General features: G+C 70.6%; 6 protein-coding genes and 1 pseudogene. 5 read left to right on the top strand and 2 right to left on the bottom strand.

The genetic code is table 11. The annotated features are described in order from the left end of the window. The first annotated feature begins 245 nt into the window (after positions 1–245). The 3 genes from uvrB to JFN87_RS28745 all read left to right on the top strand — a co-directional run bounded on the left by uvrB (position 246) and on the right by JFN87_RS28745 (position 4509). Complete coding sequence (gene uvrB / locus JFN87_RS28755) at positions 246–2381, top strand: excinuclease ABC subunit UvrB (RefSeq protein WP_209344700.1); 2136 nt, start codon at positions 246–248, stop codon at positions 2379–2381. A 167-nt stretch (positions 2382–2548) separates the two neighbouring features. Further along, positions 2549–3178 (top strand): TerD family protein, encoded by a 630-nt coding sequence (locus JFN87_RS28750; protein WP_209344698.1) that lies wholly within the window; start codon positions 2549–2551, stop codon positions 3176–3178. 332 nt (positions 3179–3510) lie between these two features. After that, positions 3511–4509 carry a TerC family protein gene (locus tag JFN87_RS28745; protein WP_209344696.1) on the top strand — a complete coding sequence of 333 codons (999 nt, stop codon included), beginning with the start codon at positions 3511–3513 and terminating at the stop codon, positions 4507–4509. A 47-nt stretch (positions 4510–4556) separates the two neighbouring features. On the opposite strand, the gene JFN87_RS28740 is transcribed toward JFN87_RS28745, so the two are convergent. After that, positions 4557–5636 (bottom strand): S66 family peptidase, encoded by a 1080-nt coding sequence (locus JFN87_RS28740; protein ID WP_209344694.1) that lies wholly within the window; start codon positions 5634–5636, stop codon positions 4557–4559. An 89-nt stretch (positions 5637–5725) separates the two neighbouring features. Between JFN87_RS28740 and JFN87_RS28735 the strand changes: the two genes are divergently transcribed. Then, positions 5726–6724 carry a cytochrome c oxidase assembly protein gene (locus JFN87_RS28735; protein WP_209344692.1) on the top strand — a complete coding sequence of 333 codons (999 nt, stop codon included), beginning with the start codon at positions 5726–5728 and terminating at the stop codon, positions 6722–6724. A gap of 276 nt (positions 6725–7000) precedes the next feature. On the opposite strand, the gene uvrA is transcribed toward JFN87_RS28735, so the two are convergent. Beyond that, the gene (gene uvrA / locus JFN87_RS28730) at positions 7001–9976 is read right to left on the bottom strand and encodes an excinuclease ABC subunit UvrA (protein ID WP_209344691.1); all 2976 of its coding nucleotides are present in this window, start codon (positions 9974–9976) and stop codon (positions 7001–7003) included. A 291-nt stretch (positions 9977–10267) separates the two neighbouring features. On the opposite strand from uvrA, the pseudogene JFN87_RS28725 reads away from it, so the two are divergent. Further along, positions 10268–10918: pseudogene (locus JFN87_RS28725) on the top strand (MBL fold metallo-hydrolase); the annotation flags it as partial. Positions 10919–11015: the final 97 nt, after the last annotated feature.

Below are 11015 nucleotides of genomic sequence, written 5' to 3'. Positions count from 1 at the left end.
CCCGATCCCCCGAGCCCGTGCGCGCCGCCGTGCCGCGCTCGCGCGAACCGCTCACCGCCCAGCGCGCCAGGACCCGCAGGCACCACACGGCGGCGGGCGCCGCACGCGACCGTGAGCCGCAGCCCGTGCGCGGCGGCTCCACCGACCTCCACGACTGGTGACCGCGAACCTCCCGTGACACGCCTCTTCGCAGGCCAGGGCCTGTTCGGGGCTCGTTGTCAGTGGGGAGTCGTACGGTTGACTCCATGCGGCCCGTAACCCACATCGAACGCTCACTGGCGCCCTTCGAGGTCGTCAGCCCCTACCGGCCGAGCGGTGACCAGCCCGCGGCCATCGCCGAGCTGGAACGGCGCGTGCGCGCCGGGGAGGACGACGTCGTCCTGCTCGGCGCCACCGGCACGGGCAAGTCGGCGACGACGGCCTGGATGATCGAGAAGCTCCAGCGGCCCACGCTCGTCATGGCGCCGAACAAGACGCTGGCCGCACAGCTGGCGAACGAGTTCCGCGAGCTGCTTCCGAACAACGCCGTCGAGTACTTCGTCTCGTACTACGACTACTACCAGCCCGAGGCGTACGTGCCGCAGTCGGACACGTACATCGAGAAGGACTCCTCGATCAACGAGGAGGTGGAGCGGCTGCGCCACTCCTCGACGAACTCGCTGCTCACCCGCCGCGATGTGGTGGTCGTCGCCTCCGTCTCCTGCATCTACGGCCTCGGCACGCCGCAGGAGTACGTGGACCGCATGGTGCCGCTGAAGGTCGGCGGCGAGTACGACAGGGACGAACTGCTGCGCCGCTTCGTCGACATCCAGTACACGCGCAACGACGTCGCCTTCCAGCGCGGCACGTTCCGCGTCAGGGGCGACACCATCGAGATCTTCCCGGTCTACGAGGAGCTGGCCGTCCGCATCGAGATGTTCGGCGACGAGATCGAGGCGCTGTCCACGCTGCACCCGCTGACGGGCGAGGTCATCACCGAGGACCAGGAGCTGTACGTCTTCCCCGCCAGCCACTACGTGGCGGGTCCCGAGCGCATGGACCGCGCGGTGCGCGACATCGAGCACGAGCTCGAGCAGCGCCTCGCCGAGCTGGACAAGCAGGGCAAGCTCCTCGAGTCGCAGCGGCTGCGCATGCGCACCACGTACGACATCGAGATGATGCGGCAGATCGGCTCGTGCTCCGGCATCGAGAACTACTCGATGCACTTCGACGGCCGCGACTACGGCTCCCCGCCCAACACGCTCCTCGACTACTTCCCCGAGGACTTCCTCCTCGTCATCGACGAGTCGCACGTCACGGTCCCGCAGATCGGCGCCATGTACGAGGGCGACGCGTCCCGCAAGCGCACGCTCGTCGACCACGGCTTCCGGCTGCCGTCCGCGCTGGACAACCGCCCGCTGAAGTGGGAGGAGTTCCAAAAGCGCGTCGGCCAGACCGTCTACCTGTCGGCCACGCCCGGCGCCTACGAGCTGTCCCGCGGCGACGGCGTCGTGGAGCAGATCATCCGCCCCACCGGGCTCGTCGACCCCGAGGTCGTCGTCAAGCCGACCCAGGGCCAGATCGACGACCTGGTGCACGAGATCAGGCAGCGCACCGAGAAGGACGAGCGCGTCCTGGTCACCACGCTCACCAAGAAGATGGCCGAGGACCTCACGGACTACTTCCTGGAGCTCGGCATCCAGGTCCGCTACCTGCACAGCGACGTGGACACGCTGCGCCGCGTCGAACTGCTGAGGGAGCTGCGCTCCGGCGAGTTCGACGTCCTCGTGGGCATCAACCTCCTGCGGGAGGGCCTCGACCTGCCCGAGGTGTCGCTGGTCGCGATCCTCGACGCGGACAAGGAGGGCTTCCTCCGCTCGGGCACGTCGCTGATCCAGACGATCGGCCGCGCCGCGCGCAACGTGTCGGGCCAGGTGCACATGTACGCGGACAAGGTGACGCCCGCGATGGAGCGCGCCATCGACGAGACCAACAGGCGCCGCGAGAAGCAGATCGCCTACAACACCGAGCACGGCCTCGATCCGCAGCCGCTGCGCAAGAAGATCAACGACATCGTGGCCACGATCGCGCGCGAGGAGATCGACACGGACTCCCTGCTCGGCACGGGCTACCGGCAGACGAAGAGCGGCAAGAACAACAAGAACGCCAAGCCCGCCAAGGCGCCCGTGCCGTCCCTCGGCGGCGCGGCGGCCAAGGGCGGCGCGGGCGACGGCCCGACGGACCGGCCGGCCACCGAGCTCGCGGGGATGATCGAGGAGATGACCGACCGGATGCGGGCCGCCGCCGCGGACCTCCAGTTCGAGGTGGCCGCGCGGCTGCGCGACGAGGTCGGGGAGCTGAAGAAGGAGCTGCGGCAGATGAGGGAGGCGGGGCTGGCCTGACGCCCGCACGGCGCCCGACGCCCGACGCCCGCACGGCAGCGGCTGCCACGCGCCCGCGCCGCGCTGTGTCGCAGGTCCGACACAACCGGCGTGAGCATGGCGGACGCCGGGCAGGGTCGTGCGTAGGGTGCTCCACAACCGCACACGGACGGTTGGGCGGGGGGACCATGCGGAAAGGGGACCAGGACGTGGTGGACACAACCAAGGGCGGTTCGTCCGGCGGCGTCAGCCTGAGCAAGGGCCAGGCGATCAGCCTGGAGAAGAGGGGCGGCGGAACGCTCACCGCGGTGCGCATGGGGCTCGGCTGGCAGGCGGCCAAGCGCCGCGGGCTGTTCGGCATGCGGACCCGCGAGATCGACCTGGACGCATCGGCGGTCCTCTTCGCCGATAAGAAGCCTGTCGACGTGGTGTTCTTCCGCCACCTCGTCAGCGACGACGGCTCCGTGCGGCACACCGGGGACAACCTGGTGGGCGGCGCGGGGCAGGGCGAGGACGACGAGTCGATCCTGGTGGACCTGCAGAGCGTGCCCGGCCACATCGACCAGATCGTCTTCACGGTGAACTCGTTCACGGGGCAGACGTTCCAGGAGGTGCGCAACGCCTTCTGCCGCCTCGTCGACGAGACGACCGGCGAGGAACTCGCCCGCTACACGCTCGACGGGGGCGGTCAGTACACCGCGCAGATCATGGCGAAGGTGCACCGCTCCGGCGCCGGCTGGCAGATGACGGCACTGGGCAATGCGGCCAACGGCCGCACATTCCAAGACCTCATGCCGGCGATCCTGCCGCAGCTCTGACCGACCCGCCCGCCGGCCGGCCGGCCGCGCTCCACCGCGCGTCCGGCCGGCGCCGTGCGTCCAGGGCCGAGGGCAATACCCTCAGCCACTGCTCTGACCTGGCGATTTACTCAATTCTTGGCGGTTGATTTACCTTTTCATGGGTAGTCCTGTACCGTTTCTTGTAGCGGAGGGGAGTACTCCCACACCGCGACGTACCCGTCAATACGGACCGCCATCGGTCCCGGGGCGTCGGCCTGGGGATTGACGAAGGCCCCCCAGGTGGAAGAGACCTCCGGCAGGCGGGCCGATCCGATCGGCGCCGCTCGTAGTCGCAAGACGCCGGAGGCACGATGGACATCTCGTTGACCACGTGGCTGCTGACCGTCCTCGGTCTGGTGGTCCTGATCGCGATCGACTTCTTCATCGGGCGCAAGCCCCACGAGGTGTCGGTCAGGGAAGCGGGCGCCTGGACGGCCGTCTGGGTCGTCCTCGCCGGCCTCTTCGGCGTCGGCCTGCTGCTCTTCGCGGGCGGAAAGGCGGGCGGCGAGTTCTTCGCCGGCTACGTCACCGAGAAGTCGCTCAGCGTCGACAACCTCTTCGTCTTCATCGTCATCATGGCGAAGTTCGCGGTGCCGCTCCGCCTCCAGCAGAGGGTGCTGCTGTTCGGCGTGCTGATCGCGCTGGTCCTGCGCGCCGCGTTCATCGCCGCGGGAGCCGCCGTCCTCGCGAGCTTCTCGTGGGTGTTCTTCCTGTTCGGCGCGTTCCTGATCTACACCGCGTGGAAGCTGATCCAGGAGGCGCGCTCCCACGGCGGGCAGGACGAGGAGTGGGAGGAGAACCGGCTGCTGAAGACCGTGGAGCGCCGCTTCGGCGTCGCCGACAGGTACCACGACACGAAGCTCTTTCTCCGCGTCAACGGCAAGCGCGTCCTCACGCCCCTCATGGTGGTCATGCTAGCCATCGGCACCACGGACGTGATGTTCGCCCTCGACTCCATCCCGGCGATCTTCGGCCTGACGCAGGACCCGTACATCGTCTTCACGGCCAACGCGTTCGCCCTGATGGGCCTGCGGCAGCTGTACTTCCTCATCGGCGGGCTGATGAAGAAGCTGGTCCACCTCAGCTACGGGCTGTCGGTGATCCTCGGCTTCATCGGCGTGAAGCTCGTCCTGCACGCGCTGCACGAGACCGGCGTGCACGTGCCCGAGATCAGCACCACGCTCTCCCTCTCCGTGATCGGCGGTGTCCTGTTCGTCACGACGGTCACCAGCCTCATCGCCGCCCGCAGGGCCGGCCGGGACGGCGAGGCGGCCGAGCGAGGGGCCGACGAGGACCGCGTGGACGCCTGAACCGCCCGTCCGAACCGCCCGCCTGAACCCATCGTCCGAACCGCCCGTCAGTACGTCACGGTGATCCGCCGCGCGGGGCCGTCCACCCGGACCGTCCCGCCGTACGGGACCACCAGCTGCGGATCCGTGTGCCCGAGGTCCACGTCGAAGACGGCCATCGTCTCGGGCGCGTACTCCGCCAGCGCACGCTCCACCGCCGCCCGCTGCTCGCGGACGTACCGGCCGGCCTCCTCCGGCGTGTGGGGCCGGTCGAACGACCAGGTCTTCGGCCGGCCCATCAGCAGCGCGGGGAACCGCCCGAGCAGCCCGCGCTCGCCCATGGCGCGCAGGATCCCGTACACCTCCGACGCGGACGGCAGGTCCTCCGACGTCTCCAGCAACAGCACGCAGCCGTCGTAGACGGACAGGTCCGCGCCGATCTCCCGGTCCGCCATCAGCAGCCAGGACAGCACCTCGACGTTCCCGCCCCAGCAGGTCCCCTCCACGACCCCCTCGGGGCCGGTCCAGGACCAGCCGCCCCCGGGCCGGGTCGCCGGCTCCTCGTCGAAGGTGGCCGGGTCCGCCCAGTCCCTGTCGACGTCCCCGAACCGGTCGGCGGGCCGCAGCTCGTAGGGGCCCTGCGTGAACAGAGCCGCCCGCAGCGACTCCTCGGTCAGCGGATGCATCCGGCCCGGGCGCCCCAGCTGGACCATCACGCTGCCGCCGTGGTAGGCGGCGATCCCGGTCTGCCACAGGTAGGCCAGCAGGCACGTGTTGTCGCTGTACCCGAAGAACGGCTTCGGGTGCGCGGCGATCAGCTCCCGGTCCAGGTGGGGCAGCACGGTGATCTGGTCGTCGCCGCCGATGCTCGCGATGACCGCCGTCACCGACGGGTCGGCGAACGCGGCATGGATGTCGGCGGCGCGCTGCCGCGGTGTCGCGCCCATCGTCCTGGTCGACGGGTACTCCACGGGCCGGAGCCCGAAGTTCTCCGAGAGGCGCCGCAGGCCCAGCTCGTACGGGAGCGGAAGGATCCCCGGCAGTCCTGAGGAGGGCGAGATCACGGCGATCCGGTCGCCCGGCCGTGGCTTCGGCGGGCGGAGCGGGTGCGGGCCGCCGCTGGGGAGGCCGGTACGGGGTGTCGGCATGGCGGGAGGTTATGCGCGCGGGCACCCGACGTACGAGCGAATAAGCCGCCGGTCTAGCGTGGTCGCCGAATACGGAAAGAAGGTGCGGCGTGCTGCCGGAACTCACGGTGGGCAGGGGCTTCACGTCCTGGACGCTCGACCCGGCGGCGCTGGTCGCCGTGGTCCTGCTCGGCGCTCTGTACGCGGCCGGCGTGGTGCGGCGGCTGCGGTCGGGCGGGCGCTGGTCCGTGCTGCGGACGGCACTGTTCGCGGTGGTCGGCCTCGGCATGATCGTCGTCGCCACGATGTCGTCGCTCGCCGTCTACGACCGGGTGCTGTTCTGGCCGGCCGCCGTGCAGAACATCCTGCTCGACCTGCTCGCCCCGCTCGGCCTCGCGCTCGGCGACCCGCTGGGCCTCGCCTCGCCCGACGGGCGGCTGCGGCGGGCGGTGGCGTCGCGCCCCGTCAGGCTGCTGACCTTCCCGCTCGTCAGCTCCCTCTTCGTACTCGTGTCCGAGCTGACCATCTACTTCACGCCGTACTTCCCCACGGCGCTCCACAACGACCTGGTCCGCCAGCTGATGCACGCGCAACTGCTGCTCACCGGCTGCCTGTTCGTCCTGCCGATGCTCTCCAAGCAGGAGATGCTGCCGCGCTGGTGCAGCTACCCGGTCAGGGCCCTCCTCGTCTTCGTCGACGGGCTGTTCGACTCGCTCCCCGGCCTGGTCGTGATGACCAGCGGCACGCTCGTCGCCGGCGACTGGTACCGGGCACACCCGCGCACCTGGGGGCCGACGCTCCAGTTCGACCAGACGCTCGGCGGCGGCCTGATGCTGACGCTCGCGGAGATCGTCGCCCTGCCGTTCCTGATCGCCGTGTTCTTCCAGTGGTGGCACTCGGAGCGCGCCCGCACGGCCGAGCTCGACGCCCGCCTCGACGCGGAGCTGACGCCCGTCCCGGCGCCGGCGCCCGCGTCCACGCCTGCGTCCGAGGCCCCTGCGGGTGCGGTCCCGGCCGCGGCGCCCGCGGCCGCGGCCCCCGAGCGTGTGCGGCCCTGGTGGGAGACCGACGGCGGCGAGGTCGGCCAGCGCATGCGCAGGGGACGCTGACCGGCAGACGCCGCTTCCAGCAGCTCTGGGCGGCGACCGGCAGGCGCCGCTGCGGCCGGGTCGCTGATCGGCCGTGGCACGGCGGCACCCGCGACGGCCCGGCGACGCCCGGACCGCCGGCCGGGGGCGGCGGCCGTCCGCGCGGGGTGGTGACCTCGCGCCGACGGAACGGTGGCCGTGGGCCGCTCGCGCGCACGGACGGACCCCCCGTAGGCGACGCACGCGACGGAGCCGGCGGCCGGGCCTGTCCGGAGGCGGCCGCCGCCGACGCCGCGGCTACTTCGCGCGCTGCTTGCGGGGCGCCGCCACCGCCTTCCCGGCCGCGGCCTTCTTGGCGGCGGTCTTCTTCGCGCCGCGCGCCGCGCTCTTCTTCGGCTTCCTGGACCCCAGGGCCGCGTCGCTGACGCTGTCCGCGTCCAGGATGTCCCGCAGGAACTTGCCCGTGTGGCTCGTCGCCACGCCGGCGACCGCCTCGGGCGTGCCCTCCGCGACCACGAGACCGCCGCCGTTGCCGCCCTCGGGGCCCATGTCGATCACCCAGTCCGCCGTCTTGATGACGTCCAGGTTGTGCTCGATCACGATCACCGTGTTGCCCTTGTCGACCAGACCGGACAGCACCTTGATCAGCTTGCTGATGTCCTCGAAGTGCAGGCCCGTTGTCGGCTCGTCCAGCACGTAGACCGTGCGGCCCGTCGAACGCTTCTGCAGCTCGCTGGAGAGCTTCACGCGCTGCGCCTCGCCGCCCGACAGCGTCGGCGCCGACTGGCCCAGCCTGACGTACCCGAGACCCACCTCGTTGAGCGTCCTGAGATGACGCGAGATCGTCGGCACGGCCTCGAAGAAGTCCAGCGCCTCCTCGATCGGCATGTCCAGGACCTCGGCGATGTTCTTGCCCTTGTAGTGGACCTCCAGCGTCTCCCGGTTGTACCGGGCGCCGTGGCAGACCTCGCACGGCACGTAGACGTCCGGCAGGAAGTTCATCTCGATCCTGATCGTGCCGTCGCCCGCGCAGTTCTCGCAGCGGCCGCCCTTCACGTTGAACGAGAACCGGCCCTGCAGATAGCCGCGTACCTTCGCCTCGGTCGTCTCCGCGAACAGCTTCCGCACGTGGTCGAACACGCCCGTGTACGTGGCCGGGTTGGACCGCGGCGTCCTGCCGATGGGGGACTGGTCGACATGCACGACCTTGTCCACCAGATCGTCGCCGTCGACGCGCGTGTGGCGGCCCGGCACCGACTTCGCGCCGTTCAGCTCGCGCGCCAGGTGGGTGTACAGGATGTCGTTGACCAGCGTCGACTTGCCGGAACCCGACACGCCCGTCACGGCGGTGAGCACGCCGAGCGGGAACGACACGTCGATGTCCCGCAGGTTGTTCTCGCGCGCCCCGTGCACCGTCAGCCTGCGCGACGGATCGGCCGGCCTGCGCAGCGCGGGCGTCGCGATGGACCGCTTGCCCACCAGGTACTGCCCGGTCAGCGACTCGTCGTTGGCGAGCAGCTCCTTCAACGGGCCCGAGTGGACGACCTTGCCGCCGTGCTCGCCCGCGCCGGGGCCGATGTCCACGATCCAGTCGGCGACCTTGATCGTGTCCTCGTCGTGCTCCACGACGATCAGCGTGTTGCCCATGTTCCGCAGCCGGACCAGCGTCTCGATCAGCCGGTGGTTGTCCCGCTGGTGCAGCCCGATGGACGGCTCGTCCAGGACGTAGAGCACGCCGACGAGCCCGGAGCCGATCTGCGTGGCGAGCCTGATGCGCTGCGCCTCGCCGCCGGAGAGCGTGCCGGCCGCGCGGTTCAGCGACAGGTAGTCGAGGCCCACGTCGACCAGGAAGCGCAGCCGCTCGTTGACCTCCTTGAGCACCCGCTCCGCGATCTTCTTGTCGCGCGCGCCCAGCGTGAGCTCGGCGAGGAACCGGGCGCAGTCGCTGATCGACATGGCCGAGACCTCGGCGATGGACTTGCCCATCACCGTCACCGCGAGCACGATCGGCTTGAGGCGCGTGCCCTCGCACGTCGGGCAGGGCACCTCGCGCATGTAGCCCTCGAAGCGCTCCCTGCTCGTGTCGCTCTCGGCCTCCTGGTGGCGCCGCTTGACGTACGACACGGCGCCCTCGAACGAGGGCGTCACATAGGCGCGCTCGCGCCCGTACCGGTTGCGGTAGCGGACCTCGACCTGCGTCTTGTGCCCGTACAGCAGCGCCTTCCTGGCCCGCTGCGGCAGCCCGGCCCAGGGGATGTCCGTACGGAAGCCCAGCGCGTCCGCGAGGCCGTTGATCATGCGGCCGAAGTACTCGCGCGTGTGCCCGTGCGACCACGGGTGGATCGCGCCCTCGTCCAGCGACTTCTCCTCATCGGGGACGATCAGCTCCGCGTCCACCTCCATGCGCGTGCCGATGCCGGTGCAGTCCGGGCAGGCGCCGAAGGGCGAGTTGAACGAGAAGGAGCGCGGCTCCAGCTCCTCGAACGACAGGTCGTCGTACGGGCAGTAGAGGTGCTCCGAGTACATGCGCTCGCGCTCGGGGTCGTCCGCGTCGAGATCGACGAAGTCGAGGACGACCATCCCGCCGGACAGCCCGAGCGCCGTCTCCACGGAGTCCGTCAGCCGGCGCTTCGCCGAGTCCTTGACGGTCAGGCGGTCCACGACCACCTCGATCGTGTGCTTCTCCTGCTTCTTCAGCTTCGGCGGCTCCGCCAGCTGGATCGTGGTCCCGTCGACGCGCGCGCGGCTGTAGCCCTTGGTCTGGAGGTCGGAGAAGAGGTCGACGAACTCGCCCTTGCGCTCGCGCACGAGCGGCGAGAGGACCTGGAACCTGCTGCCCTCGGGCAGTTCGAGGACCTTGTCCACGATCGCCTGCGGCGACTGGCGCGTGATCGGGCGGCCGCACTCGGGGCAGTGCGGCTTGCCGATGCGGGCGAACAGCAGCCGCAGGTAGTCGTAGACCTCGGTGATCGTGCCGACCGTGGAGCGCGGGTTGCGCGACGTGGACTTCTGGTCGATCGAGACGGCGGGGGAGAGGCCCTCGATGAAGTCGACGTCCGGCTTGTCCATCTGCCCGAGGAACTGCCGGGCGTACGAGGACAGCGATTCGACGTAGCGGCGCTGGCCCTCGGCGAAGATCGTGTCGAAGGCGAGCGAGGACTTGCCGGAGCCGGACAGCCCGGTGAAGACGATGAGCGAATCGCGGGGCAGGTCCAGCGAGACGTTCCGCAGGTTGTGCTCGCGAGCGCCGCGGACGATGAGACGGTCGGCCACTGCCGGTCCGCACCTTTCGTTGGAAGAAGCAGGGGCGGTGCCCCCTCGCCGGGAATGCCGGGGGTCGCCAGAGCGATGGACTGCATGGAGTGCTACGGGTGTGCTGCTTGTACACGCGGTGCGCGCTGTACACGCCGTGCGCGCCTGTGCGTGAGCGCACCGGCGCGCATCCCAGGATGCCTCTTCCGGTGCACTCGCCGAGCCTATAGCACGCGCATTCGATTTTGGGGGGACCTACGTCCTCTTCACCCGAACGGGTGGCGGCGCCGGATACGACCTAGAGTTGCGGCCATGACCTACAGCGGAGCGGTGCAGGTGGGCGGGCCCGCCGACGTGCACGAGTTGACCGACCTGATGATCTCGAAGATCGCCGTCGGGCCGATGAACAACAACGCCTACCTCCTGAGGTGCCGGGCCACGGGCGCCCAGCTGCTCGTCGACGCGGCCGCCGAGCCGGACAAGCTGCTCGCGCTCATCGGCGAGGACGGCATCGCCGGCGTCGTCACCACCCACCGCCACGGCGACCACTGGGGCGCGCTCTCCGAGATCGTCGACGCCACCGGCGCGCGCACCTACGCGGGACGCTACGACGCCGAGGGCATCCCCGTCCCCACCGACACCCCTGTGGGGGACGGCGACACCATCGGCTTCGGCGAGATCGCGCTCACGGCGCGGCACGTCACGGGCCACACGCCCGGCTCCATCGTCCTCGTCTACGACGACCGCCACGGTCACCCGCACGTGTTCACCGGCGACTGCCTCTTCCCGGGTGGCGTGGGCAACACGTTCCAGGACTCCGAGGCCTTCGCGAGCCTGCTGCACGACGTCGAGACCAAGATCTTCGACCGGCTTCCCGACGAGACGTGGGTCTATCCCGGCCACGGCGACGACACCACCCTCGGCGACGAGCGGCCGCACCTGGGGGAGTGGCGGGGGGGGGGGCGGGAGGGGGGGACGGGGGGGGGGGGGCGGGGGGGCGCGGCCGCCGGTGGGCCTGGGGGGCGGGGCGCGGGGGGGGGAGGGGGGGGGGGGGGGGGGG

The organism is Streptomyces montanisoli (genome assembly GCF_017813245.1).
GTDB lineage: Bacteria > Actinomycetota > Actinomycetes > Streptomycetales > Streptomycetaceae > Streptomyces > Streptomyces montanisoli.
Note: the sequence above shows the minus strand (reverse complement) of the source record. Positions and strands in the feature narration are given on the sequence as shown.

Bases quoted from the DNA above. Each gene is read 5' to 3' on its own strand.
- JFN87_RS28745 (WP_209344696.1), top strand. From the start codon at position 3,511: ATGGACATCTCGTTGACCACGTGGCTGCTGACCGTCCTCGGTCTGGTG.
- uvrB (WP_209344700.1), top strand. From the start codon at position 246: ATGCGGCCCGTAACCCACATCGAACGCTCACTGGCGCCCTTCGAGGTC.
- JFN87_RS28750 (WP_209344698.1), top strand. From the start codon at position 2,549: ATGCGGAAAGGGGACCAGGACGTGGTGGACACAACCAAGGGCGGTTCG.
- JFN87_RS28740 (WP_209344694.1), bottom strand. From the start codon at position 5,636: ATGCCGACACCCCGTACCGGCCTCCCCAGCGGCGGCCCGCACCCGCTC.